Genomic DNA, 25,317 nt, shown 5'->3' with positions numbered 1-25,317 from the left:
AATGATAAATTTAAGGCGGCAAATTATACGCTATAAGTAGAAAAAAACCTATTTGTTGCCGTTAAAAAGTCGATTTTTTAGCCAATTAAGCTAAAAAATGAATTACGCGAATAGAATAAATTTAAAACTACAGCCTTTGCTTAAAGCTACAGGCCGTAGTTTTAATTAGTTATGGTTACAGTAGCTTATTGTTTGTGCTAATTAACCTTCACTTACCATGTTGATAGTATATTTTGGAATTTCGACAACTAAGTCTTCATCAGCTACTTTAGCTTGGCAACCTAAGCGTGATTCAGGCTCTAAACCCCAAGCCTTATCTAACATATCATCTTCTAATTCATCACTTTCGTTTAATGAATAAAAGCCTTCACGAACAATGACATGACAAGTAGTGCAAGCACAAGACTTCTCACAAGCATGCTCGATAGAAATACCATTGCGAAGTGCAACATCTAATACTGTGTCGCCCGTTTTTGCTTCTAAAGCCGCGCCCTCTGGGCATAATTCTGCATGGGGTAAAAATACGATTTGTGGCATTTTCTAAACCTCGTCCACGTTATGACCTTGTAACGCTAAACGAATAGAGCTATCCATTCGACGCGCGGCAAAGTCGTCAGTCAATGTATTGGTATGTTCAATCGCAGCTTTAATGGCTGCAGTATCATCACCCGTTTTAACTTGTGCTAATTCAACTAATGCTTGCTCAATTTTTTGTAATTCGTCGTCACTTAATAAAGCAGCATCTGCCGCTAACGCTTGGGTAATCGCTTCTAATACTCGATCAGCTTCAACTTGTTGTTCACGCAATAAACGTAATTGCATGTCTTCACGCGCATTTTGCATCGAGCTTTTTAGCATAGTCGCAACTTGATCATCAGTTAGGCCATAAGATGGCTTAACTTGAATACTCGATTTAACGCCAGTCGATTTTTCTTCGGCATACACGTTTAATAAGCCATCCGCATCGACTTGGAATGTTACTCTGATATGGGCGCCACCTGCAGGCATAGCAGGGATATTTCTTAATTCAAACCGCGCTAACGAGCGACAATCGTCTACTAATTCTCGCTCACCTTGCACAACATGTAAGGCCATAGCAGTTTGGCCATCTTTAAAAGTAGTAAACTCTTGCGCACGAGCTACCGGGATTACCGTATTACGAGGGATAATTTTCTCGGTTAAGCCACCCATCGTTTCTAAGCCTAACGACAGCGGGATCACATCCAATAACAAGGTGTCATCGTCGGCTTTATTACCCACTAGCACATTAGCCTGAATAGCTGCACCTATGGCGACCACTTTATCGGGGTCAATAGTTGTTAAGGGCTCTGTATTGAAAAAGCTGGCCACACCACTGCGAACACAAGGAACACGAGTACTACCGCCAACCATAACCACTTTAACAACTTCATCAGCCGTTACACCCGCATCACGTAATACTTGGCGACAAGTACGGGTAGTTTTTTTAACTAAAGCGGCAACTAACTGTTCAAAATCAGTCCGACTTAAACTACCGTTATAATGACCTTGAGCTGTCGGCAATGAAAATTCGACCAGTTCGCTGTCCGTTAATTGTTCTTTAACACTACGTGCAGTAGTTAAATATTGGCGCATGGCTTGATGGTTTAAGCTAGTCTCGCCTGTTTGTTGTTGCAGCCAAGCTACAATGGCATGATCAAAATCATCACCGCCTAAAGCCGCGTCACCACCTGTGGCTAACACTTCAAAAATGCCACGGCGTAAACGTAAAATAGAAATATCAAAGGTGCCACCACCTAAGTCGTACACAGCCACTACGCCTTCTTGACCAGAATCTAGGCCATAGGCTAATGCCGCAGCTGTCGGCTCATTTAATAGCCGTAAAACGTTAAGTCCGGCTAAAGTTGCAGCATCTTTGGTCGCTTGGCGTTGCGCATCATCAAAATAGGCCGGAACAGTAATAACTACCCCATTTAATTCACCACCTAAGGCTTTACTTGCTGTAGTGGCTAGGTTAGCTAAAATTTCAGCTGATACTTCTACGGGATTTTTAATGCCTTGCGCAGTATCAATAGCCACTAGGCCCTGCTGGTCTATTAGCCGATAAGGGACTTTTTCATTTAATTGGGCAATTTCTGCATAGCCCTTACCCATTAATCGTTTTACCGACACTATGGTATTTTCAGCATCGCTTACTGCTGCCTGCATGGCTGCTTGGCCAACAATAACCTGCTCAGCAGTATAACGAACCACTGATGGCAACATGTCATAGCCTTGCTCATTAAACAAAGTTTTAGCTTCGCCACTGCGCACGGTTGCGACTAATGAATTGGTTGTACCTAGGTCAATGCCTGCAGCCAGTTTGTGCTGATGAGGGGCAGTACTTTGGCCAGGTTCCGCGATCTGTAATAACGCCATAGTATTGTTTAGTCTTTTAGTTGCTGTTCTATTAATTCCAGCTCATGCTGCAATTTATAGAAAAATTTAAGTTTGCGGATAAGATCCGCGGCTTGCTGATCTTGCTCTGGTTTATCTTGCTCAAGAGCTTGAGCTAACTGCGCCAACAAGTGTTTTTTTGCTTGCAGTAACTCAGCTTCAACATGATCAATAACATCGTCAGGATCAGTGGCCGTTTTAATCTCGGCTAGCTGCTCACGCAAGGTCATTTGTTGCATTAAAAACATCGGATCATTAAAGCTGCGTTGTTCATCGTCAAGCATTAGGCCACGCAAGGCCAATATATGCTCAGCTCGAAGCAAAGGGTGCTTCAAGCTGTGGTAAGCATCATTAATATTGGCAGTTTGCTGAACAGACATCAGCCGATCACGTTCTGAGCCGGCTGAGTGTTTATCGGGATGAAACTGGCGCTGCAGCTTAAGATAGCGCGAGCTTAACTCAGCAAGATCAATATCAAACTGAGTGGGTAAATTAAACAGCTGAAAATAATTCATCAGAACCCTAAACGTTATACTGTAAAGCTTTCACCACAACCACATTCGCCATCGACGTTAGGGTTGTTAAACTGAAAACCTTCATTTAGGCCTTCTTTAACAAAATCTAGCTGTGTACCATCGATATAGACCAAGCTTTTGCCATCGACCACTAACTTTAAGTCATCATGTTCAAACACTTGGTCGTCTTCGTTCAGCGTATCGACAAACTCTAGCACGTAGGCTAATCCAGAACAGCCCGTGGTTTTTACACCTACCCGCAAGCCAATACCTTTGCCACGGTTATGTAAAAAGCTACGCACTCGGTCTGCTGCAGCTGCTGTCATCGAAATCGCCATACGACTTATTCTCCTTGCTTTTGCTTATAGTTAGCAATAGCAGCTTTGATTGCATCTTCGGCTAAAATTGAACAGTGAATTTTCACTGGCGGTAAAGCTAGTTCTTGCGCAATATCGGTATTTTTGATTTCTTGCGCTTCAGCTAAACTTTTACCCTTAACCCATTCTGTTACTAATGAGCTAGATGCAATCGCACTGCCACAACCATAGGTTTTGAATTTTGCATCTTCAATAATGCCATCAGCACTCACTTTAATTTGCAGCTTCATTACGTCGCCACAAGCTGGAGCACCAACCATACCGGTTGCTACACTGTTATCGTCTGCATCAAATGAACCCACGTTACGTGGATTTTCATAGTGATCAATTACTTTATCGCTGTATGCCATGATAATTACCTCTCTAGTGGTCAGTTACGCTTAGTGCGCAACCCAAGCCACAGTGTTTAAATCGATACCGTCTTTGTACATATCCCAAAGTGGTGACATTGCACGTAGCTTTTCTATTGCTTGATGGACAATCTTAATAGTGTGATCTATTTGCTCTTCTGTTGTGTAGCGACCGATACTGAATCGAATTGAACTGTGTGCCAGTTCGTCGCTCATACCTAAAGCTCGTAATACATATGATGGCTCTAGGCTAGCAGAAGTACAGGCAGAACCTGATGACACGGCAATATCTTTTAATGCCATAATCAAAGACTCACCTTCAACAAAGTTAAAGCTAATATTGGTAATATGCGGTACGCGATGTTCAGCATTACCGTTCAAAAAGACTTGTTCTATACCTTCAACGCCTTTTAATAAGCGGTCACGTAAAATAGTAATACGTTTATTTTCAGCGGCCATTTCTTGCTTCATTAAAGCAAAGGCTTCACCCATACCAACTATCTGGTGCGTGGCTAAAGTGCCTGAACGCATACCGCGCTCATGACCACCACCGTGCATTTGAGCTTCTAAACGAATACGAGGTTTACGACGTACATATAAAGCACCAATGCCTTTAGGGCCATAAGCTTTGTGACCAGAGAAAGACATTAAGTCAACTTTTAAAGTTTGTAAGTCAATTTCAACTTTACCTGGTGCTTGTGCGGCATCAACATGGAACAGAATATTTTTGCTACGGCAAAACTCGCCAATCGCTGCTATATCTTGCACCACACCAATTTCATTATTTACAAACATAACACTAATTACCGTGGTGTCTGGACGCACTGCCGCTTCAATTTGCTCCAGTGTTAAAAGACCATCAGTTTGCGGCTCTAAATAAGTCACTTCATAACCTTCACGCTCTAACTGGCGCATGGTATCTAGCACCGCTTTATGTTCTGTTTTAACCGTAATTAAGTGCTTACCTTTTTTATGGTAAAAGTTAGCAGCACCTTTAATGGCTAAGTTATCTGACTCAGTAGCACCTGAAGTGAACACAATTTCACGCGGGTCGGCGTTAATTAAATCGGCCACTTGGCTGCGGGCTATTTCTACCGCCTCTTCTGCTTGCCAACCAAAACGATGCGAACGTGATGCAGGGTTACCAAATTCACCGTCCATCGTCATAAACTGCATCATTTTTTCAGCAACACGCTTATCAACTGGAGACGTTGCAGCGTAGTCAAGATAAATAGGTAGCTTCATTATTTGCTCCGTGTTTTGCTTACAGCTGACAACTGACGTCTATATCAGTTGCCGGATTCTTTACATTACGACTATCAAGTTGCCGCTTTGCTACGGTTTTTACATCTTGCTGGTTTACCAGCTCGCCCAACGAAATGTTGGTTAGGAAATCTTCTATACGGTGGCTTAACTCGCTCCAAAGGGTATGAGTTAAACAACGCATGCCGCCTTGGCAATCAGACTTTCCTTGACAACGTGTCGCATCTACCGACTCATCTACCGCTGCAATAACGTCAGATACCGTTATCAAAGAAGCATCTTTGCTTAATTGATAACCACCACCGGGACCACGCACACTACTAACTAAGCCATACTTACGCAGGCGAGCAAATAATTGCTCAAGATAAGAAAGCGAAATGCCTTGGCGTTCTGAAATGTCAGCAAGAGATACAGGGCCAGTCGCTTTGTGCAAGGCTACATCTAACATAGCGGTTACTGCATAACGTCCTTTGGATGTTAATCTCATAGTCTGCTCCTGAAAATTATAGCTCCATTCTACATACCTGACCAATTTAGTCAAGTATTAAGCTGACTAAAACAGTCAAGTATTGAGCTAGCATACAGTTAAATTTCAGGATCAAAGGCTTCAATATCCTTAGCTCGTGTTTGTGCGGCTTTTTGCTCAGCTTGTAAGAAATCTTCTTCACCAATATCCACAGTTGGCACTTTGCTACAAACATTACCACCAAGCTGATTAACACCTTCACAAAGCTCAGCAATCTTATTATCTAACACTTGAATATGATCAAGCATTCTACCTATTGCATTAGCAACCGGATCAGGATTATCTTCGGCAACGGCATAGGCATCAAAACCAAACTTTTTCGCCATATGCTTACGTTCATCACTTAAGGTAACATCGGCTCTGGCTACAATTCGTCCAGGAATACCAACTACGGTTGCTCCTGTTGGCACATTTTTCACCACCACCGCATTAGAACCAATACGGGCATTTTCGCCCACAATGAGTGGGCCTAATACTTTAGCGCCAGCACCAATAACAACGCCATTACCTAAAGTTGGGTGGCGTTTGCCAGCGCTCCAGCTAGTCCCCCCTAAGGTCACACCATGATATAAAGTACAGTCATCACCAATTTCAGCTGTTTCACCTATTACTACTCCCATGCCATGGTCTATAAAGAAACGGCGGCCAATTTTGGCACCTGGGTGAATTTCAACACCGGTGATCCAACGAGCAAAAGTGCTAATAAAACGGGCTAACCAAGTCCAGTTTGCTCGCCATAAACGGTGGCTTAATCTGTGCCACCAAATTGCATGTAAACCAGGATAAGTGGTTAGTACCTCAAACGCATTACGTGCCGCAGGGTCGCGACTAAAGACACTTTTTATATCTTCGCGAATACCAGCAAACATATTATTTCTCCTTTAGCCTTGTTGCAGCAGAACCAAAGCGCTGCACCGAGGTTAAAATACCACGTAAAATATTATATTCTGCTTCTTCAGGCCGAGCCCGGTTAAACAAGCGCTTTAACTTTGTCATTACAACACCCGGATGCTGCTTAATAATAAAGCCTGTATCGTCAAGTGTTTGCTCTAAATGCTGATAAAAGCTTTCCATTTGAGCATTGCTTGGGTAGCTAGCTTCGTCTTCAGTTTTACTCTGCTCACCTTGGGCTAACCATGCCATTCGCACTTCATAACACACCAATTGCACTGCCATGGCTAAATTCAGTGAGCTATATTCAGGGTTGGCATTAATACACACATGATAATTACAAAGCTGCAGTTCTTCATTAGATAAGCCACTGCTTTCTCGACCAAAGACTAAGGCTACCGGATGCTGCTTGGCTTCAGTTACCGACTTTATACCGCATTCTCTTGGCTCTAACATTGGCCAACTAAGGGTGCGAGACCGTGCACTGCTGCCTACAACTAAGCCACAATCGGCGATGGCTGGGGCTAAAGAGTCAAAAATTTTAGCTTTAGCTAAAATATCACTGGCCCCGGCAGCCAGAGCATAAGCCTGGCCGTCTGGCTGTTCTTTAGGTGCAACTAAATAAAGGTTTGATAACCCCATTGTTTTCATCGCACGTGCTACCGAGCCTATATTTCCGGTGTGGCTGGTGCCGACTAATACAATTCTAATCTGCTCTAACATTAAGTCGTCCCGCTTCAAAGGGTCGGCATTCTACCATAGCCTAATCGGTTTGTTTACGAAAAAGACGCAACTTGGCTGAGCTTAATTGACTAAGATATTAACAATGAAATTCTGTATTTTTAACTTGGCTTTGCTACACTAAAGCCAAATTTTCCCTCAGAGGATACCCAGCATGAAAATAGCTTCATTAGCGTTCGTTTTATCTGCTTGTTTATTAAGCCCATTTAGCAACGCAGATACTCACCTAGACGCTATTCAATCAGCGGTTGACCATAACAGCCGCACGAGCAGCAATATACAGCGCGACCAATATCGCCATCCTGCACAAACACTTAATTTTTTTGAGGTAACGCCAAGCAGCACTGTTGTTGAAATTTCACCTGGTGGTGGCTGGTATACTGAGATCCTAGCGCCGCTGTTAGCTGAAAAAGGCAAGTTATATGCAGCGCATTTCCCAACAAATACAAGCTCGGAGTACTACAAAAACAGCCGTGCTAACTTTGTCAAAAAACTGGCTGATAACCCTATTTATAATCGGGTAGTCCTTACTGAATTTGCTATCAACCATTCTGAAGCAATAGCCCCAGCTAATAGCGCAGATATTGTCTTAACCTTTCGTAATTTGCATAACTGGTATAGCCAAAATGGTGATGAAGCTTTATTAAACGCATACAAACAATTTTATACGGCATTAAAACCTGGCGGCATACTCGGTGTGGTGGAACATAGCCTGCCATTAGCGCAAAAAGATTCAGATTGGTTAAAAAGCGGTTATGTACCTGAGGAACTCGCTATAAAGCTGGCTGAACAGGCTGGTTTTGTGTTAGAGGCTACAAGCGATATTAATGCTAACCCTAAAGATACAGCTGATTATAAACATGGTGTCTGGACCCTTCCGCCTTCATTGCGCTTAAAAGAGCAAGATAGAGCTAAATATTTAGCCATTGGCGAAAGTAATCGTATGACTTTAAAATTTCGTAAACCTTTAACTCCATAATTGAAACGACGGATAACTTAATGAAAGTATTGGTAATCGGCGGCGGTGGCCGTGAACATGCCTTAGCATGGAAAGCGGCTCAGTCTAATTTAACAACTGAGGTTTTTGTTGCACCTGGCAATGCTGGCACGGCTAATGAGGCTAACTTACACAATGTTGCCATAGCAGCAGATGATGTTAGCGCTTTACTTGACTTTGCTAAAAAAGAGCAAATCGGTTTAACTATTGTTGGCCCTGAAGCCCCTCTAGCTAAAGGCGTTGTCGATGCCTTTAATGCTGAGGGCCTAGCTATCTTTGGTCCAAGTCAAGCAGCTGCTCAATTAGAAAGCTCAAAAGCCTTTGCTAAAGATTTCTTAGCTAGACACAATATTCCAACCGCTGCTTATCAAACCTTTACAGAGATAGAACCGGCTAAGGCGTTTGTTGATAAGTTAGGCACTCCTATTGTTATTAAAGCCGATGGCTTAGCCGCAGGTAAAGGCGTGATTATTGCGCAAACCCCAGCTGAAGCTTATGCCGCTATTGACGATATGTTAGCGGGAAATAAGTTTGGCTCAGCCGGTAGCCGAGTGGTAATAGAAGAGTTTCTAACAGGTGAAGAAGCTTCTTTTATTGTAATGGTTGACGGTAAAACCGCGCTGCCTTTTGCCTCTTCGCAAGATCATAAAGCGCGTGACAATGGCGACTTAGGCCCAAATACGGGCGGTATGGGCGCCTATTCTCCAGCACCTGTTGTCACCCCAGAAGTGCATGACTGGGTAATGGAAAAAGTAATTTACCCAACCGTTAACGGCATGGCTGATGAAGGCATTGTTTTCACCGGTTTCTTATATGCAGGTTTAATGATTGCAAAAGATGGCAGCGCTAAGGTACTAGAATTCAACTGCCGCTTTGGTGATCCTGAAACACAGCCTATTATGATGCGTCTAGAGTCTGACTTAGTGCAGCTTTGTTTAGATGCTTGTAATACCCAGTTAGCAGGACAAACTATCCAGTTTAAGTCACAAGCCGCTGTAGGTGTTGTATTAGCAGCCGGTGGTTATCCTGATAGCTATGCTAAAGGTCTAATAATAAACGGCTTAACAAATGCTGATACTGCAACAGCTAAAGTTTTCCATGCTGGCACAGCCCAAGAAAATGGCCAAATTGTTACTAGCGGTGGCCGAGTTTTATGCGCCACAGCCTTAGGTGAAAATGTAAGCTCCGCTCAGCAAGCAGCTTATCAATTAGCGAAAAAAATTAGCTGGGAAGGTATGTTTTATCGCACAGATATTGGCTATCGCGCCATAAAACGTGAACAAAACTAAGTTTTAGCTTACTTGCACCCTTAAGTGCGTTAAACATCATTACTAAAACGGGCTGAATACTTATTTAGCCCTTTTTTGGCCTTTACTATTCAGTAATAAGTCTATTTTTAATCGATTTGATACCACGCTTAGCTAGATAACCATTGTCCTAAACTATAGAATTAAGCTTCGAACTTAGCTATTGAATTAAACTATTGCACTAAACTAATCTGGCGATAAGTGAAGCCACTTATGTTATGTTATCCTACTCGCTATCTAATCATTTCTTTAGTTAATCTTTTATAATAGGTACGCTGACTTATGACTACCCTAGCTACTTTTACTCTGTCTGCCTACATTTTGACAGCAGCTACATTACTGACACCTTTTTCAACGCTAGCTAGTGATAACCAATGTGCCAAACACTATACCGCTATTAACGAGATCCAAGGCACAAGTGCTGCGAGTCCCATGCAAGGTAAAGTCGTCACCACCCAAGGCATAGTGAGTCATATTATTTACCCTAACAGCCCTATGGCGGGTTTTAGTATTCAAGCAGAAAAAGCTGAGCATTCTTCGTCAGCAAAGCCTGCTAGTAACGGCTTATTTATCGCAGATCCTGTCCTTAGTCGCACCGTGCAGCTAGGACAGCAAGTACAGCTAACCGGCACCGTTACTGAAATAGATGGCATGACCAGCTTAACTAAGCTGCAGCAAAGCCAGCTTTGCCAAACCAATGTTGCGCTTAAGCCTACAGAGATAAAGTTACCCTTACCAAAGCATCTTAGTTGGGAACAGTTAGAAGGGCAATGGCTAAGCTTTAACCAACAGCTGGTTGTTAATGATAGTTATGACTTACCTCGCTATGGTGAAATTACCGTTGCAGCGTCAAGGTTTATGGTGCCAACTGAAATTATGACGCCAGGTCACGCAGCTAATGCATTATATGCACAACAGCAACAGCAAATGTTAGTTATAGATGACGGTTTATGGCAGCAAAATCCTGATCCAGTAGCTTACCCAAGCCCTAAACTAAGCGCGACTAACACTTTACGTATTGGCGATAAAGTTAGCCATGTCACGGGCATACTCATTGAAGATAAACGCGGCTATAAGTTAGTACCCACTACGCCACCTAACTTTATAGTTGCTAATCCTAGACCACAAGAGCCTGATGCTAAACCCAAGCACGCATTACGTTTTGCCAGTTTTAATGTATTGAATTACTTTAATGGCAGTAACAGAAAAAAAGCCTTTCCCACAGAACGTGGCGCAACAACAAAAGCCGAATTTGAACGGCAAAAAGTAAAAATCATTCACGCCTTAGCTGCTTTAGATGCCGATGTTATAGGCTTATTAGAAGTTGAAAATAATGGCTATGGTAAACACAGCGCTATTGCCGATTTAACCAATGCCTTAAACCGCGCCAGCAAAACTGGCCCTTATCAATTTATACGCAGTAAAGCTGCGCCAGGCGACGATGCCATTAAAGTAGCTATATTATACCGCCCCAGCACAGTTAAACCCGTAGGTAAGGCCGCGCTGTCTTTTACCGCCCCGTTTAATCAAGGCAGCCGAGTGCCTCTTGCTCAAAGCTTTGTCCATTTAGCCTCAGCAGAAACAGTAACGCTTAGCATCAACCATTTTAAATCTAAGGGCAGCTGCAATAAACAGAGTGATAAGGCGGATGCTAATAATTATGATGGCCAAGGTTGTTGGAATAAAAAGCGTGTAGCCAGTAGTCTTGCTCTAGATCACTGGCTAAGCAGCTTTCCAACAGGTATAAAAACCAATAAACACCTGATCCTTGGCGATTTAAACGCCTATAGAATGGAAGATCCCGTTACGGCACTAGAACGGGCTGGCTGGCAGCATTTAGCCAAACCTGAAACCGCAGCTTATTCCTATGTATATCGCGGTCGAACTGGCTCTTTAGATCACGCTTTAGCAAGCCCTGAGCTGGCAAAACATTTACAGCATATTCAACATTGGGCCATTAACGCCGATGAACCTGCCGCCTTAGATTATAATCTAGAGTATAAATCAACCTCGCAACAAACTGAGTATTTTGCACCTGGCCCTTATCGCTCGTCTGATCATGATCCTGTTATTGTCACCTTTATGTTTTAATACTTAGTTAAGCTGGGCATACAAATTATTAATATGTTGCACAAAGCTCGGGCTATAGATTAAGGTATTCAGCCTTATGATTAACTGTGGTGTTATTTATGTCGCATAAAAATCCTATTATTGCCATTACCGGCTCATCTGGAGCCGGTACGACAACAACGGGTACCGCCTTTAAACATATTTTTCGTACTCTAGGCATTAATGCTGCATTTGTTGAAGGTGATTGTTTTCATCGCTTTAGCCGCCCGGAAATGGAAGTGGCGATTCGTAAAGCCAAAGAGCAAGGTCGCTATATCAGCTATTTTGGCCCTGAAGCCAATGATTTTGCCGCTCTAGAAAGCTTTTTTACCAGCTATGCCCAAACCGGTAGTGGTAAAGTTCGCCATTATTTGCATACGTTTGATGAAGCGGTGCCTTATAACCAATTGCCCGGCACTTTTACGCCTTGGCAGCATATAGGCGAAAACACCGATCTATTATTCTATGAAGGCTTGCATGGTGGCGCGGTTACCGAGCAAAACAATATTGCCCAACATGTTGATTTGCTCATTGGCATGGTGCCTATTGTTAACTTAGAGTGGATCCAAAAGATTATTCGTGACACCTCAGAGCGCGGCCATAGTCGTGAAGCAGTACAAGCAAGTATCGTTGGCAGCATGGATGATTATATTAATCATATTACGCCGCAGTTCTCACGTACCCATATTAACTTTCAACGTGTACCTACAGTAGATACTTCAAACCCCTTTAGTGCTAAAGATATTCCTTCACTAGATGAAAGCTTTGTTGTTATTCGCTTTCGCGGCATTAAGCATGTCGATTTCCCCTATTATTTGCGAATGATAAATGGTTCTTTTATGTCACGAGTAAATACCTTAGTGGTACCTGGTGGCAAAATGGCCCTGGCTATGGAACTCATATTAACGCCATTAGTTGAAGACTTAATGATTAAACGCCGCCAAGCAAGAGGCCAAGTAGATTGGTTAGGTACATAATAAATTTGGCTAAAAAAGAAAAAATAGCTATTTCATATCGATTAAAAAACAAACTAACAAACAATTAGTTATTATTAAAATTCGCCTTAGCTGTTTAGTCTGCGTTACAAAATACTGTTTTTAAGCCGTTTAGCGAAAGTCAAGACAACAACCCCTAATAAATTTATCAATTTGTTTAAAAAATAACCTTTGCTTTGCGGCAAAAAATCCGTAAACTTAGCGCCCCTTAAGGGTCGAGCGGTGGATTGAGTAGTGCAGATAGGTCCATACCAGTTAGCAAACAAAGTAATTTGTGCTCCTATGGCAGGAGTTACCGATCACACGTTTAGGGAGCTCTGTCGGCGCTTTGGTGCAGCTTTAGCTGTGTCTGAAATGATGTCGAGTAACCCTTTGGTATGGCAAAGCGAAAAATCTCAGCTTCGAATGGGTCACCGGTTAGAGTCAGGTATCTGCTCTATTCAAATTGCCGGCGCTGATCCAGAACAAATGGCTGAAGCAGCACGCTATAATGTCGATAATGGCGCAGACATTATCGACATTAATATGGGCTGCCCAGCAAAAAAAGTGAATAAAAAATTAGCCGGATCGGCTTTGTTGCAATACCCCGATCTCGTGCAAAGCATTGTTCGTGCAGTTGTCGATGCCGTAACAGTGCCGGTTACGTTAAAAATTCGTACCGGTTGGGATCAAGATAATAAAAACGGTCTGCAAATTGCGCAGATTGCCCAAGATAATGGCATTCAAGCTCTAGCTGTACACGGTAGAACTCGGGCTTGTATGTACAAAGGCGAAGCAGAATACGATACCATACGCTCTATTAAGAACGCAGTTTCTATTCCTGTTATCGCTAACGGTGACATTAACAGCCCGGAGAAAGCTCAGTTTGTTCTGGATTACACTGGGGCTGATGCCATTATGATTGGACGTGCTGCCCAAGGCAGACCATGGATTTTCCGCGAAGTAGTGCATTACTTGGCTACTGGCGAGAAACTGGACGCACCTAGCATTGCTGAGGTACGCCAAATTATGCTGGAACACGTGCAGGGTTTACACCAACTTTATGGTGAGCATGCCGGTTCTCGCATTGCCCGCAAACATGTGGGCTGGTATTTAGCCGAGCATGACAAGCTCGGCGTGTTTCGTAGTGAATTCAATGGCATTGAGCAGGCTCAAACCCAGCTTATTGCCTTAAATGACTATTTTCATAAACTAGCAGCAACCTAACGTAAAAGAGAAAAGCAATGTTTAATTCGAACGTTACTTCGCCATTTATTACTAACGCCCACGTACAAACGCAGGAAAAGCCACAAGCTTTGCGTAGCGCAGCCCAAAAAGCTGTTGCTAACTACCTGCAGCAATTAAACGGTCAGGACGTTGATGATTTGTACGAGTTGGTCTTATCTGAATTAGAGCGCCCGTTACTGGAAGAAGTTATGAAGTATACTCGCGGTAACCAAACCCGCGCCGCTAACTTGATGGGTATCAACCGCGGTACCCTTCGCAAGAAATTAAAGCAATACGGCATGGGTTAATGCCAACGCAGGGCACCTTGTCCTGCGACCTAAGCACCTTCGGGTGCTTTTTTATTATTAGCTATAACCAATTTCTAAACGCGAAATGAGATTTTAAAAATGACCACACTACGCCCCATCCGCCGCGCGCTATTAAGCGTCTCAGACAAAACTGGTATTGTAGAATTTGCCCGTGCTTTAGCAGACTTGAATGTTGAAATTCTCTCTACCGGCGGTACCGCTAAATTACTTACCGAACAAGGCATTAATGTAATAGAAGTTTCTGATTACACCGGCCATGCCGAAATTATGGATGGCAGAGTAAAAACCCTGCACCCTAAAGTTCATGGTGGTATCTTAGCCCGTCGCGGTATTGATGAAGATGTGATGACTCAAAACAATATCAGCCATATCGACCTAGTTGTAGTTAATTTATACCCATTTGCCAGCACGGTTGCAAAACCAGGCTGCACCTTAGAAGATGCCATCGAAAATATCGATATTGGCGGTCCTACTATGGTACGCGCAGCAGCAAAAAACCATAAAGATGTCACTATTGTTGTTAACGCCAGCGATTACGACATGGTTATTGCAGAAATGCAGCAAAATAACGGAGCAACCAATCACTGCACCCGCTTTAGCCTAGCCATAAGCGCTTTTGAACACACTGCGCAATACGACGGCATGATAGCGAACTACTTTGGTACTAAATTACCAGCCTATACCACGCCTTCAGAAGCAGGTAACAAGTTCCCGCGTACCTACAACACTCAGTTTGTTAAAAAACAAGATTTACGCTATGGCGAAAACAGCCATCAGCAAGCTGCCTTTTATGTTGATAACAACAGCCAAACAGCATCAGTTTCAAGCGCAACACAGCTACAAGGTAAAGCTCTATCTTATAACAACATTGCCGACACTGACGCCGCATTAGAGTGCGTTAAAGAGTTTGCCGAGCCGGCCTGCGTTATTGTTAAACATGCAAACCCTTGTGGAGTGGCCATTGGTGAGTCTATTTTAGACGCTTATAGCCGTGCTTATAAAACAGACCCAACATCCGCTTTTGGTGGCATTATTGCTTTTAACCGTGAATTAGACGAAACCACAGCTAACGCCATTATTAGCCAACAATTTGTTGAAGTGATTATCGCCCCTTCAGCAACAGAAGCCGCAGTTGCCGCAGTTGGCTCTAAGCCAAATGTGCGTTTATTAGTTTGTGGTGAATTTAGCCAAACAACAGCTGCAATTGATATTAAGCAAGTTAATGGCGGTATCTTATTACAAGACCGCGATCAAGCTAAGATCACCGCTGACGACTTAACAGTAGTCAGTAAGCGTCAACCAACAGAGCAAGAGTTAACCGACTTATTATTCTGCTGGAAAGTCGCTAAATACGTTAAATCTAACGCCATTGTTTATGTTAAAGACAGCATGACCATTGGAGTTGGCGCAGGCCAAATGAGCCGTGTTTACAGCGCTAAAATTGCCGGCATTAAAGCCGCTGATGAAAATTTAGAAGTGAAAGGCTCAGTGATGGCCTCTGATGCTTTCTTCCCGTTCCGCGACGGTATAGACGCTGCAGCTGCGGCCGGTATTACGGCTGTTATTCAACCTGGTGGTTCAATGCGTGATGCTGAAGTAATTGCTGCTGCCGACGAACATGGTATGGCAATGGTCTTTACTGGCGTTAGACACTTCCGCCACTAAGGTACTAAGTACATAGCTAAGCAAATATCATGTATCCAAATAGTTAGTCTGATAAAAAGCCGCAACAGCGGCTTTTTTTACTTATGCCAAGCTTAAAATCCCCTGACACTTGCTGTTAAATTTAAGCGCAGTAGAATCTAGTGCATCTAATAATATTTATGGGCAGCTTAAATGAGAACTAATTTAATTACTGCTGAAGGCTATAACAAACTTAATCAAGAATTAAACTATTTATGGCGCGAATACCGGCCAGAAATAACAAAAAAAGTTGCTTGGGCAGCTAGCTTAGGAGACAGATCAGAAAATGCTGACTATAAAGAAAACAAACGTTTATTACGCCAGATAGACTCTAGAGTACGCTTTTTGCGCAAACGGCTTGAAGTGCTAAAAATTGTGAATTATTCACCGCAACAAGAGGGTAAAGTATTTTTTGGTGCTTGGGTAGAAATAGAAAATGACGCAGGTGAAATAAAAAAGCTACGCATTGTTGGCCCAGATGAAATATATGGCCGAAACGATTACATCTCCATAGACTCACCCATGGCCCGCTCCCTATTAAAACAAACTGTCGACAGTGAAATAACGGTCCAAACCCCAACCGGCCCTAAAACTTGGCTCATCAACCAGATAAACTATTAATATGGGGTCAGTGCATATTAATAAACTGTTAATGAAAATAATAAAGACCAGAGTGGTGTAATGACCATTGAATCAAACTTCCCATTTTGTGTATCACCATTTTCTTGCGCATGCGCGCTTAATCACTATACTTTTATTTTTAAATAAAAGGATGCCAAGTAATGAACAGAATGTTAATTTTATTTCTAATCTGTTGTTTTCAACCAGCTGCAGCGACAAAGCCTGACTTATTACTAGCTGAGGTTTATAACGATTCAGTTGATGTGGAACAGTATTGGGTAAGCGAGAAACTGGATGGTGTTCGCGCATTTTGGGATGGTAAACAATTAATTTCTCGTGGTGGCAACCTTATTTCGGCTCCTGCTTGGTTTGTTGCTGATTTTCCTCCAATTGAATTGGATGGTGAGCTGTGGATTGGCCGAAATAAGTTTGCTGATACTTTAAGTATTGTCAGTAAGCATAACCCTATTGATAAAGAATGGCGACAAGTTAGCTATTACATATTCGAATTACCCAATGCTACAGGGACATTTAGCCAACGCATTAAAGCTATGCAAACGATGATCAAGCAACAAAATAGTCCGTTTCTAAAGTGGGTTCCCCAGTTTCGTATAGCCAATAAAACACTGCTCGTAAATAAGCTTCACGATCTTGAAAAGTCTGGCGCCGAAGGGTTAATGCTCCATCATCAAGATGCCTTATATAAAACGGGTAGAAATACTGATTTACTTAAATTAAAAACTTACCGAGATACCGAAGCTGAAGTCATTGGCTATCGCCCCGGAAAGGGCAAGTATCAGGGCATGGTTGGCGCCATCATTGTTAAAACAACAGAAGGTAAAGAGTTTGCCATTGGCAGTGGCTTAACTGATGAGTTACGGCAAACCCCACCTAACATTGGCGCTACTATAACCTATAGATATAACGGTCTAACTAAAAACGGTTTACCCCGTTTTGCTCGCTTTTTACGGGTGCATAAAGCGTTTTAATAACATAGTAGCATAATACTACTACTGCCATCTTCGCTTATATGCTGAACTACTATATGATGCGGCACCTTAAATTTGCTGTCAGTATCCGTAATGTCGTCAACTCAGTTATATACCGATTTATCCCACTACTATGACTTAATGTGTTGCGATATAAATTATCAGCAGCAAAGCCTAGCCGTAATGCGGTTAAACTCTTTATTTGGTAACGGCGGCAAGAATCACCTTGATTTAGCCTGCGGCACAGGACCACATATTCGCCATTTTATTGATCATGGCTACCATTGCACGGGCTTAGATATTAATCAGCCTATGTTAGACATAGCGCAAGCTCGCTGCCCTGAAGCTAGTTTTATATTGCAGAATATGAACCAGTTTACGCTAGCACAGCCGGTAGATTTAATAACCTGTTTTTTATATTCACTGCATTACAACCCGAGCATAAATCAATTACAGCAATGCATAGCGCACGCATATCAGGCATTAACTCCGGCAGGACTCTTCTGCTTTAATGCGGTTGATAAAAATAAAATTTGTAATAACAGCGCTGTTCGTCACAGTACGGTGCACGATAATAAACGATTTGATTTTGCTTCTGCTTGGTATTACTCAGGCCAAGGCGAAACGCAAGCTTTAAAACTCAATATAAGCAAAACCAATGCAAATGTGGTTAAGCATTGGCAAGATCAGCATACGATGGTCGCGGTAAGCTTTGATCAACTCCAGCAACTGCTATTGCCATGGTTTGAAATTTATATGCTAGAGCATAATTACGACAGTGTGCAGCCCTACCAAGCTGACACAGGCAACGCACTATTTGCTTGTGTCAAACGCTAAGCATTCAATACTAAATCTTCAATGCTGCACATCGTCTACGCTACTTTGATCTCGACAGGCTTCATCGGCAAATTCTAGTTCTATAGTAGTATGAGCAAATTCAAATTTAGCTAACGCTTGATCTAGTTGTTGTTTTAACTGCTTCATATCAGCAATTGTGATGTTTGATTTTAATTCAAGATGCACCGACATCACACTGTGCTCGCCATCTAAAGACCAAATATGAAAATGATGCAAGGCAGCAACTTGTAGCCTTGCCAGCAACACTTGCCTTACCTGTTTAACGACCTCTTTATCTGGCGCGGCTTGTAAAAATAACATAACAGTAAGCTTAAGGTTGCGCAGCACATTAAATAGAATAAATAAGGTAAAACCAATCGATAGAATGGGGTCAAGAATAGGCCAAGGCTTAAACATCAAGACTATAGACACGATAAACACGGCAACCCAGCCAAGTACGTCTTCTAACAAATGCCAATTTAGCACCCGCTCATTTAAGGTTTTACCGGCACTAAGTTTATAAGCTGCAAAGCCATTTACTGCTATGCCGAAAATAGCAAAAATTAACATGCCTTCAGCATGGGGCATAACAGGATCAAATAAACGCGGAATAGCCGTTAATAAAACCCAAATAGAGCCAATAGTTAACACTGTGCCATTAATTAAGGCACCTAATAACGAAAAACGCTTATAGCCATAAGAAAAAGTACTGTTAGCATCTTTGTCGCTAAGCTTATTTAACAACCAAGCGGAGCCAATAGATAAGCTATCGCCTAGATCATGCACGGCATCAGCCATAATTGCCGTACTGTTGGTTAACCAGCCACCAATAAACTCGATAATAGTAAAGCTAACATTAAGAAAAAACGCCCAACCAATACGCCTTGACGCATCGCTTCCGCTAGCGTGATGATGGCTATGTCCGTGGCTATGATGATTATGCATTTAGAACCTTAACTTAATAGGTTTATCTAATTAATTATTATGGAACTATAGCGATTATTAGCACACTATAACTGTTTGCCTTTAATCACTAACAATACTGCCCAGCTACCCAGCCGCTGGCCCAGGCCCATTGGAAGTTGTAGCCACCTAGCCAACCGGTAACGTCGACGACTTCGCCAATAAAATATAAGTTATCCTGTTCTTTAGCTGCCATGGTTTTAGATGACAAATCATTGGTGTCTACGCCGCCTAAAGTGACTTCTGCTGTTCTATAGCCTTCAGTGCCATTGGGCTTAAAAATATAACCATGTAAACGATTCGCTATGGTTTGGCTGCTTTTACTATTTAACGCTTTTAACGGCTGGTTACTAATAATCTGCATTTCTAGGAGCTTTTCAACTAAGCGCTTAGGTAATAATTTAGCTAGCGCGGTTTTTAGTTCTTGCTCAGGGTGGCTTTGTTGTTGGCTGGTTAAAAAGGCATGGATATCTGTTTCTGGTGATAAGTTTACTTCAATATCATCACCAGGTTGCCAATAGCTAGAAACCTGTAATATTGCTGGGCCACTTAAGCCACGGTGGGTAAATAGCATATCTTCAGGAAAAACTGTTCCGTTTGCTTCGGCCGTTACTGGCAGTGATACGCCGCTAATTTCTTCGAAAATAGCTTTATCTGCCGGTTGCCAGGTTACCGGCACTAAAGCAGCACGTAAAGGCAGGACATTAAGACCAAATTGTTCGGCTAATTGAAAACCAAAAGCAGTAGCGCCTAAATTAGGTAGGCTTAACCCCCCACTTGCTACTACTAAGCTAGTGCAGGCTCTGTTAACGGCAGGGGTTTCAACAATAAAACCAGCATCTGTTTTAGTTACCTGCTGAATATGTTGCTGTAGCGCTATTTCAACACCAGCAGCTTTAGCTTCTGTCACCAGCATTTGTACTATATCTTTTGCGCTGTTATCACAAAACAACTGACCTAAAGTCTTTTCATGGTACGGGATCTGATGCTGTTGCACTAAGGCTAGAAAATCCCATTGCGTATAACGACTTAATGCAGACTTACAGTAATGGCGATTGTGCGATAGGAAATTATCTGGGCTAGTGTACATATTAGTAAAATTACAGCGGCCACCGCCAGACATTAATATTTTACGGCCTACACGCTTACCATTGTCTAGCACTAAAACCTTTCTACCCCGCTTACCGGCTTCTATTGCACACATTAATCCTGCTGCGCCGGCTCCAATTACTATCACATCATAATGCTGCATGCTGCTACTTATTTATCTTATTAGGTGGCTGTCTATTGTCATGTAGTCGCCTTTGGGATGCAATGGCAAAAAAATAGGAAAGAAAGCCAAAATGGCTGATTCTGCATATTCATTTTTAGTATAAGATATAATCATTAACCATATATCGCCAGTGTAAACATTTTTGTAACAACGCAGTCTTTATAATACTTACATAAGCATTCACTAAATTATTAAAATCCTAAATACCCCTTTTTTAGAAACAAAACCTCAATTAGTACCTGTTATAGAAAACGGCCTCAGAAATTATTTTGTTTACTTTATCAGTACCAAAGGTTAAGAATTAAACAGCGGCCATCCAAAGGTGTCGCATATAATAAAAACAATTTTAACCTCAGGGTAACAACCACTATGAAACGTTCCTCATTTAAATTAACCGCATTTGCAGCTTTATGTTTGCCTGCAGCTTTACTTTCAACCAACACTTTGGCTAATAGCCAAGTTGACTATGCTGATGGTCCAGCGACTCGCTTTATCATTAAATACAAAGAAACTGCAGGGGAAGGCATTGTTCAAGCTTTACCTTTAGGTATGTCGCAACAGATGAAAGCGCAAACCTTACAAGCTAAAGCAGAGCGGTTTAGCTCAGCCACAGGTGAGAACTTACAGTTTGTTCGTGAATTAACCTTAGAAAAACATGCCGTATTTAGCCTAAATCGCAAGCTATCTAAGCGCGACACTAAACGCATGATGGCGTTATTAGCTGAAGATGATACGGTAGAGCTTGTTGAAGAAGATGTGCTTTTACAAGCTGCCTTCACTCCTAATGATACGCAGTATAACGACCAATGGCATTACTATGAGTCAGTTGGTGGCTTGCGTGCTCCTCAAGCTTGGGATAAAGCTACAGGTCAAGGCGTTGTTGTTGCCGTGCTTGACACAGGTTACCGCCCTCATACTGATTTAAATCAAAACATTTTACCTGGCTACGACATGGTATCAGATTCATTTGTCGGCAATGACGGCGACGGTCGTGACAGCGATGCCAGAGATCCAGGCGATTGGACTAACGCTGGTGAATGTGGCAATGGGTCTCCGTCACAGTTTAGTGGTTCAAGCTGGCACGGTACTCACGTTGCTGGCACTATTGCTGCGGTAACGAATAATAATAAAGGTGTAGCCGGTGTTGCATACAACGCAAAAATCGTTCCTGTTCGCGTATTAGGTAAGTGTGGTGGTTATACCTCTGATATTTCTGACGGTATTATCTGGGCAGCTGGTGGTTCTGTTTCTGGCGCTCCAACAAACCCTAATCCAGCAGATGTTATTAATATGAGTTTAGGTGGTGGCGGTTCTTGTTCATCTACGACACAAAACGCAATTAATATTGCTCGTAATAACGGTGCTGTTGTTGTTGTTGCTGCGGGTAACAGTAATGCAAACTCAAACAACTTTAACCCTGGCAACTGCGCTGGTGTAGTAAACGTAGCTGCAACGGGTCGTAATGGTGGCCGTGCATATTACTCAAACTACGGTACTTCAATTGATGTAGCAGCACCAGGTGGTGCTATGGGTAGCAACGCAGATGGCGTGTTATCTACTCATAACTCAGGTACAACAACGCCTGGCTATGATACTTATAGCTCTATGCAAGGCACATCAATGGCTGCGCCTCACGTAGCCGGTGTTGCAGCGCTAATTAAACAAGCAAAACCATCAGCAAGCCCAAGCGAGGTTGAGCAAATCTTAAAATCAACCGCACGTAGCTTCCCTGCAACGTGTTCAGGCTGTGGTACCGGTATTGTTGATGCTAACGCAGCTGTTTTAAGTGCATTGGGATCAGACGGTGGTGATGGTGGTGACCCAACACCTCCAACAGGCGGCACTTTACAAAAAGCAGTAGCTAAAACCAATTTAGCAGGCGCTACAGGCAGTAGCACTTACTACACCTTAACTGTTCCAGCTGGTGCAACAGACTTAAACTTTAATATGTCTGGTGGTTCTGGCGATGCTGATATCTTTGTTAAATTTGGTAGCCAACCAACGTCTTCAAGTTATGACTGTCGTCCATATAGAACAGGTAACAACGAAACTTGTTCATTCCCTACCACCCAGGCTGGTACTTACCATGTAATGATTAATGCTTACAGAGCATACTCTGGTGTATCTTTAGTTGCAGATTACACAGCAGCAACTGATGGTGGCGGCAACCCTGGCGGCGGCGGTACTTTAAATAACTTATCTGCAACCAGTGGCGAATGGTTACATTACACCTTAAATGTGCCAGCAGGCATGCGTACACTAACTGTTGAAACCTCTGGTGGCACAGGTGATGGTGACTTATATGTTCGTCGCGGTTCACAGCCTACTACTAGCAGCTATGATTGCCGTCCATATAGAACGGGTAACAATGAAAGTTGTAGCTTCACTAACCCACAAGCAGATGTTTGGCATATCAGTATCCGTGCTTATCGTACCTTTAGCGGTGTTACATTAAACGCTGAATACAAGCCGTAACTACACCACTTATTTAACCTAAACTAGGCCAGCTTTTATGCTGGCCTTTTATTTCGCATTACAAATATAAAGTGGCAATAAAAAAAGCTAGGGACTATTGCTCCTAGCTTTTTTAAATAGAAATGTCGGTTAATCGATTAAAGATTAAGTAGCCGATTAAGTTGTGACTGAGCAAGTGGCTCATTTTGCTCTGCAGCTAATTGGTAGTAATCTCTCGCCTTAACTAAGTCTTTACGCACTCCGCGGCCATATTCATACATCCAGCCTAAATTATATTGCGCATTGGCATATCCTTGATCAGCAGCTTGGCGGAATAACTCAACAGCTTGGGCATCATCAGCAGCAACTTGTTGGCCATTTTTATAGAATAGTCCTAATGCATTTAATGCTCTTGGCACCTTTGCTGGTAAGGCTTGCTGATATAATTGCAATGCTTTGCGCTGATCCATAGCAACGCCATAACCTTTTTCATACATATAGCCTAAATGTGCAATAGCTCGTAAATGATTTTGTGCCGCCGCTTTTTGATACCATTCAACAGCGCTCTTATCACTTTGCTCTACACCGTTGCCCATTTCATAGCGTAAACCTAAATTAAACTGAGCATCAGCATCACCTTCAGCTGCTACCTTAGTATACCAATACAAAGCTTTTTGCTGATCTTTAGCTACACCCCTGCCATTCGCATACATATAGCCTAAATTATATTGGGCATAGGTATCACCTTGATCTGCCGCCCTCTGATACCACTGTACTGCTGCGCTATCATTTACAGCCACACCAGTGCCATTAGCGTAACGAATACCAACAAGATATTGCGCTGCAGCAATACCTTGTTCTGCCGCTTTTAACAACCAAGTAAATGCTTTTTTTTCATCTACAGCAACACCTTCGCCATTAGCAAAAATTAAACCCAAGCGATACTGCGCCTCTTTATTACCAGCATTAGCAGCCCGGGTAAATAGTTGCATCGCGCGTTGGTTATCAGAACGCACACCCCGTCCTTCAGCGTAATGAACGCCAAGATAATAGCAAGCTGTTAAATCTTGTCCTGTACAGGCCTTATCTAGCCACTCAAGCGCACGACTATCACTCGCTCGCACTCCTCGGCCTAATGAATAACTGATACCGAGTTCACTCTGTGCCTCTATCACACCTTGGTTTGCTGCTCGTAAAAAGTAATTAACCGCCCGACTCTCATTTTTTGATACGGCTATACCATTTAACGCCATAAGGCCTAATTGGTAGGTAGACTTAGCATGCTCTTTTTCACTTGCTGCTTTAAACCATTGTAATGCTTTAGCGTTATCAACTTGAACACCTATACCTTGTAGGTAACGGAGTGCAACCATATATTGCGCATCGACATCACCAGCTATCGCTGCTTTTTCATACCAAAAAAAGGCCATAGCAGCATCTTGCTGTACGCCACGGCCATTAGAGTACATATAACCTAAATTATACTGGGCTAATATATAGCCTTGCTCAGCAGCCTGTTGATACCAATACACAGCTTGAGCATCATCTTGATTGACACCTCGTCCTTGAGCGAATAACAAAGCCAAATGATATTGAGCCTGAGCGAAACCTTGCTCAGCAGCTGCGCTAAACCAATGGGCAGCAGTTAGCATGTTTTTACTAACCCCCAAACCATTTGCATAGATAGCAGCTAAATTAAATTGCGCATCAACAACACCTGATGTAGCTAAAGGGTACCAATGGCTGTACGCATCAGCATAATTTTGTCTTTCGAACGCCCGCATGCCTGAGTTAAAATTAGCCTCAGCCAGCGCTAAAACAGGCAAACTAGGTGCTGACTCGACAGCCGCGACTGGTTTGGCAGATACTATTTGGGCAGTTTTAGATTGTGCCGTTTTAGGTTGCACATCAACAAATACACTTTGATTGGTAATTACAGTATTTTGTGGTTTAACAGCAACCTCAGTACTAGGATTATCAGCGATTAGATTATCACTGGCAGTAGCGTAAGTTGTAGCTGCCTCATCTTGGACAGTTTTTTTGTGCTCTTTGTGCTGCTCAAGCGCTTGATAGATATCTTGCTTAGCCTTAGATGATTCAGCATAATCACTGCTTTGTGAGGCGGCCTGCTCTAGCCAATAAGATGCCTGCAAGGCATCTCGCTGAACACCATGACCTAGAGAATATAATTTAGCCAGTTCAAATTGCGCGTCAGCATTACCGTCTAAAGCTAAGGTTTGTAATAATTCAGCTGCTCGAGCGTAGTCGCCTTGTGCATAAGCTGCTTGTGCTTGTGCCAATTGTTGTTGTGGTTCGGCTACTACCATAAAGCTGGTAGCCATTAGAATTGTTATTATTTTATTTAGCCGCATGTTTACTTCCTCCACTGCTAACTCGTTATATCAAAGATTAGCTAAATCACCAAGCTTAGAATAAAGATAAAAGGCACAAATATGCGGTGAACATGACGCTAAAA

General features: G+C 42.6%; 23 protein-coding genes. 11 read left to right on the top strand and 12 right to left on the bottom strand.

Going from position 1 to position 25,317, the window contains the following annotated elements; genetic code table 11:
• Positions 1 to 201: 201 nt before the first annotated feature.
• The 9 genes from fdx to trmJ form a co-directional block, all read right to left on the bottom strand.
• Entirely contained in the window at positions 202 to 537 is a 336-nt protein-coding gene (fdx, locus tag ACRCA4_RS01865; protein WP_433183330.1) for an ISC system 2Fe-2S type ferredoxin, read from the bottom strand.
• A gap of 3 nt (positions 538 to 540) precedes the next feature.
• Positions 541 to 2,397 (bottom strand): Fe-S protein assembly chaperone HscA, encoded by a 1,857-nt coding sequence (gene hscA, locus ACRCA4_RS01860; RefSeq protein WP_433183327.1) that lies wholly within the window; start codon positions 2,395 to 2,397, stop codon positions 541 to 543.
• An 8-nt stretch (positions 2,398 to 2,405) separates the two neighbouring features.
• Positions 2,406 to 2,930, bottom strand: a complete 525-nt coding sequence (gene hscB, locus ACRCA4_RS01855; RefSeq protein WP_433183324.1) for a co-chaperone HscB — start codon at positions 2,928 to 2,930, stop codon at positions 2,406 to 2,408.
• 14 nt (positions 2,931 to 2,944) lie between these two features.
• On the bottom strand, positions 2,945 to 3,268 hold the full coding sequence (gene iscA, locus ACRCA4_RS01850; RefSeq protein ID WP_433183322.1) for an iron-sulfur cluster assembly protein IscA: 324 nt from the start codon (positions 3,266 to 3,268) through the stop codon (positions 2,945 to 2,947).
• A gap of 5 nt (positions 3,269 to 3,273) precedes the next feature.
• The gene (gene iscU / locus ACRCA4_RS01845) at positions 3,274 to 3,657 is read right to left on the bottom strand and encodes a Fe-S cluster assembly scaffold IscU (protein WP_433183319.1); all 384 of its coding nucleotides are present in this window, start codon (positions 3,655 to 3,657) and stop codon (positions 3,274 to 3,276) included.
• Between the two features lie 30 nt (positions 3,658 to 3,687).
• Positions 3,688 to 4,902, bottom strand: a complete 1,215-nt coding sequence (locus ACRCA4_RS01840; protein WP_433183316.1) for an IscS subfamily cysteine desulfurase — start codon at positions 4,900 to 4,902, stop codon at positions 3,688 to 3,690.
• Between the two features lie 19 nt (positions 4,903 to 4,921).
• Positions 4,922 to 5,407, bottom strand: a complete 486-nt coding sequence (gene iscR, locus ACRCA4_RS01835; RefSeq protein WP_433183314.1) for a Fe-S cluster assembly transcriptional regulator IscR — start codon at positions 5,405 to 5,407, stop codon at positions 4,922 to 4,924.
• 98 nt (positions 5,408 to 5,505) lie between these two features.
• Positions 5,506 to 6,315 (bottom strand): serine O-acetyltransferase, encoded by an 810-nt coding sequence (gene cysE, locus ACRCA4_RS01830; RefSeq protein WP_433183311.1) that lies wholly within the window; start codon positions 6,313 to 6,315, stop codon positions 5,506 to 5,508.
• 1 nt (position 6,316) lies between these two features.
• Positions 6,317 to 7,060: a tRNA (cytosine(32)/uridine(32)-2'-O)-methyltransferase TrmJ gene (trmJ, locus tag ACRCA4_RS01825; RefSeq protein WP_433183308.1), complete on the bottom strand. Its 744-nt coding sequence runs from the start codon at positions 7,058 to 7,060 to the stop codon at positions 6,317 to 6,319.
• A gap of 172 nt (positions 7,061 to 7,232) precedes the next feature.
• On the opposite strand from trmJ, the gene ACRCA4_RS01820 reads away from it, so the two are divergent.
• From ACRCA4_RS01820 to ACRCA4_RS01775, 10 genes are all read left to right on the top strand, one after another.
• Positions 7,233 to 8,057, top strand: a complete 825-nt coding sequence (locus ACRCA4_RS01820) for a class I SAM-dependent methyltransferase (protein WP_433183306.1) — start codon at positions 7,233 to 7,235, stop codon at positions 8,055 to 8,057.
• A gap of 20 nt (positions 8,058 to 8,077) precedes the next feature.
• On the top strand, positions 8,078 to 9,364 hold the full coding sequence (purD, locus tag ACRCA4_RS01815) for a phosphoribosylamine--glycine ligase (RefSeq protein WP_433183303.1): 1,287 nt from the start codon (positions 8,078 to 8,080) through the stop codon (positions 9,362 to 9,364).
• Positions 9,365 to 9,664: 300 nt separating this feature from the next.
• Entirely contained in the window at positions 9,665 to 11,473 is a 1,809-nt protein-coding gene (locus tag ACRCA4_RS01810) for an ExeM/NucH family extracellular endonuclease (RefSeq protein ID WP_433183300.1), read from the top strand.
• Between the two features lie 98 nt (positions 11,474 to 11,571).
• Complete coding sequence (locus ACRCA4_RS01805; RefSeq protein WP_433183297.1) at positions 11,572 to 12,468, top strand: phosphoribulokinase; 897 nt, start codon at positions 11,572 to 11,574, stop codon at positions 12,466 to 12,468.
• A 252-nt stretch (positions 12,469 to 12,720) separates the two neighbouring features.
• On the top strand, positions 12,721 to 13,692 hold the full coding sequence (gene dusB / locus ACRCA4_RS01800) for a tRNA dihydrouridine synthase DusB (RefSeq protein ID WP_433183294.1): 972 nt from the start codon (positions 12,721 to 12,723) through the stop codon (positions 13,690 to 13,692).
• Between the two features lie 17 nt (positions 13,693 to 13,709).
• Positions 13,710 to 14,000, top strand: coding sequence for a DNA-binding transcriptional regulator Fis (gene fis, locus ACRCA4_RS01795; RefSeq protein ID WP_070048402.1), 291 nt, complete (start codon positions 13,710 to 13,712; stop codon positions 13,998 to 14,000).
• Positions 14,001 to 14,099: 99 nt separating this feature from the next.
• Positions 14,100 to 15,686, top strand: a complete 1,587-nt coding sequence (gene purH / locus ACRCA4_RS01790) for a bifunctional phosphoribosylaminoimidazolecarboxamide formyltransferase/IMP cyclohydrolase (RefSeq protein ID WP_433183291.1) — start codon at positions 14,100 to 14,102, stop codon at positions 15,684 to 15,686.
• A gap of 171 nt (positions 15,687 to 15,857) precedes the next feature.
• Entirely contained in the window at positions 15,858 to 16,325 is a 468-nt protein-coding gene (greB, locus tag ACRCA4_RS01785) for a transcription elongation factor GreB (RefSeq protein WP_433183289.1), read from the top strand.
• Positions 16,326 to 16,486: 161 nt separating this feature from the next.
• Entirely contained in the window at positions 16,487 to 17,314 is an 828-nt protein-coding gene (locus ACRCA4_RS01780; protein WP_433183286.1) for a DNA ligase, read from the top strand.
• A 93-nt stretch (positions 17,315 to 17,407) separates the two neighbouring features.
• Positions 17,408 to 18,151 carry a class I SAM-dependent DNA methyltransferase gene (locus ACRCA4_RS01775; protein WP_433183283.1) on the top strand — a complete coding sequence of 248 codons (744 nt, stop codon included), beginning with the start codon at positions 17,408 to 17,410 and terminating at the stop codon, positions 18,149 to 18,151.
• 18 nt (positions 18,152 to 18,169) lie between these two features.
• Here ACRCA4_RS01775 and ACRCA4_RS01770 read toward each other — a convergent pair whose 3' ends face one another.
• Both ACRCA4_RS01770 and ACRCA4_RS01765 read right to left on the bottom strand, forming a co-directional pair.
• The gene (locus ACRCA4_RS01770) at positions 18,170 to 19,096 is read right to left on the bottom strand and encodes a cation diffusion facilitator family transporter (protein WP_433183280.1); all 927 of its coding nucleotides are present in this window, start codon (positions 19,094 to 19,096) and stop codon (positions 18,170 to 18,172) included.
• Between the two features lie 88 nt (positions 19,097 to 19,184).
• On the bottom strand, positions 19,185 to 20,366 hold the full coding sequence (locus ACRCA4_RS01765) for an NAD(P)/FAD-dependent oxidoreductase (protein WP_433183278.1): 1,182 nt from the start codon (positions 20,364 to 20,366) through the stop codon (positions 19,185 to 19,187).
• A 390-nt stretch (positions 20,367 to 20,756) separates the two neighbouring features.
• Here ACRCA4_RS01765 and ACRCA4_RS01760 point away from each other — a divergent pair, with 390 nt between their 5' ends.
• On the top strand, positions 20,757 to 22,862 hold the full coding sequence (locus ACRCA4_RS01760) for a S8 family peptidase (protein ID WP_433183275.1): 2,106 nt from the start codon (positions 20,757 to 20,759) through the stop codon (positions 22,860 to 22,862).
• A 137-nt stretch (positions 22,863 to 22,999) separates the two neighbouring features.
• Here the strand turns inward: ACRCA4_RS01760 and ACRCA4_RS01755 are convergent, their stop codons facing one another.
• Positions 23,000 to 25,213 carry a hypothetical protein gene (locus ACRCA4_RS01755; protein WP_433183272.1) on the bottom strand — a complete coding sequence of 738 codons (2,214 nt, stop codon included), beginning with the start codon at positions 25,211 to 25,213 and terminating at the stop codon, positions 23,000 to 23,002.
• Positions 25,214 to 25,317 lie beyond the last annotated feature (104 nt).

Origin of the sequence: Rheinheimera sp. WS51 (assembly GCF_050936095.1) — a bacterium.
Taxonomy (GTDB): domain Bacteria; phylum Pseudomonadota; class Gammaproteobacteria; order Enterobacterales; family Alteromonadaceae; genus Alishewanella.
Note: the sequence above shows the minus strand (reverse complement) of the source record. Positions and strands in the feature narration are given on the sequence as shown.

What these genes read in the sequence shown, in the direction of transcription:
- fdx (WP_433183330.1), bottom strand. Translation starts at nt 537, where the DNA reads ATGCCACAAATCGTATTTTTACCCCATGCAGAATTATGCCCAGAGGGC.
- hscA (WP_433183327.1), bottom strand. Translation starts at nt 2,397, where the DNA reads ATGGCGTTATTACAGATCGCGGAACCTGGCCAAAGTACTGCCCCTCAT.
- hscB (WP_433183324.1), bottom strand. Translation starts at nt 2,930, where the DNA reads ATGAATTATTTTCAGCTGTTTAATTTACCCACTCAGTTTGATATTGAT.
- iscA (WP_433183322.1), bottom strand. Translation starts at nt 3,268, where the DNA reads ATGGCGATTTCGATGACAGCAGCTGCAGCAGACCGAGTGCGTAGCTTT.
- iscU (WP_433183319.1), bottom strand. Translation starts at nt 3,657, where the DNA reads ATGGCATACAGCGATAAAGTAATTGATCACTATGAAAATCCACGTAAC.
- ACRCA4_RS01840 (WP_433183316.1), bottom strand. Translation starts at nt 4,902, where the DNA reads ATGAAGCTACCTATTTATCTTGACTACGCTGCAACGTCTCCAGTTGAT.
- iscR (WP_433183314.1), bottom strand. Translation starts at nt 5,407, where the DNA reads ATGAGATTAACATCCAAAGGACGTTATGCAGTAACCGCTATGTTAGAT.
- cysE (WP_433183311.1), bottom strand. Translation starts at nt 6,315, where the DNA reads ATGTTTGCTGGTATTCGCGAAGATATAAAAAGTGTCTTTAGTCGCGAC.
- trmJ (WP_433183308.1), bottom strand. Translation starts at nt 7,060, where the DNA reads ATGTTAGAGCAGATTAGAATTGTATTAGTCGGCACCAGCCACACCGGA.
- ACRCA4_RS01820 (WP_433183306.1), top strand. Translation starts at nt 7,233, where the DNA reads ATGAAAATAGCTTCATTAGCGTTCGTTTTATCTGCTTGTTTATTAAGC.
- purD (WP_433183303.1), top strand. Translation starts at nt 8,078, where the DNA reads ATGAAAGTATTGGTAATCGGCGGCGGTGGCCGTGAACATGCCTTAGCA.
- ACRCA4_RS01810 (WP_433183300.1), top strand. Translation starts at nt 9,665, where the DNA reads ATGACTACCCTAGCTACTTTTACTCTGTCTGCCTACATTTTGACAGCA.
- ACRCA4_RS01805 (WP_433183297.1), top strand. Translation starts at nt 11,572, where the DNA reads ATGTCGCATAAAAATCCTATTATTGCCATTACCGGCTCATCTGGAGCC.
- fis (WP_070048402.1), top strand. Translation starts at nt 13,710, where the DNA reads ATGTTTAATTCGAACGTTACTTCGCCATTTATTACTAACGCCCACGTA.
- purH (WP_433183291.1), top strand. Translation starts at nt 14,100, where the DNA reads ATGACCACACTACGCCCCATCCGCCGCGCGCTATTAAGCGTCTCAGAC.
- greB (WP_433183289.1), top strand. Translation starts at nt 15,858, where the DNA reads ATGAGAACTAATTTAATTACTGCTGAAGGCTATAACAAACTTAATCAA.
- ACRCA4_RS01780 (WP_433183286.1), top strand. Translation starts at nt 16,487, where the DNA reads ATGAACAGAATGTTAATTTTATTTCTAATCTGTTGTTTTCAACCAGCT.
- ACRCA4_RS01775 (WP_433183283.1), top strand. Translation starts at nt 17,408, where the DNA reads ATGTCGTCAACTCAGTTATATACCGATTTATCCCACTACTATGACTTA.
- ACRCA4_RS01770 (WP_433183280.1), bottom strand. Translation starts at nt 19,096, where the DNA reads ATGCATAATCATCATAGCCACGGACATAGCCATCATCACGCTAGCGGA.
- ACRCA4_RS01765 (WP_433183278.1), bottom strand. Translation starts at nt 20,366, where the DNA reads ATGCAGCATTATGATGTGATAGTAATTGGAGCCGGCGCAGCAGGATTA.
- ACRCA4_RS01760 (WP_433183275.1), top strand. Translation starts at nt 20,757, where the DNA reads ATGAAACGTTCCTCATTTAAATTAACCGCATTTGCAGCTTTATGTTTG.
- ACRCA4_RS01755 (WP_433183272.1), bottom strand. Translation starts at nt 25,213, where the DNA reads ATGCGGCTAAATAAAATAATAACAATTCTAATGGCTACCAGCTTTATG.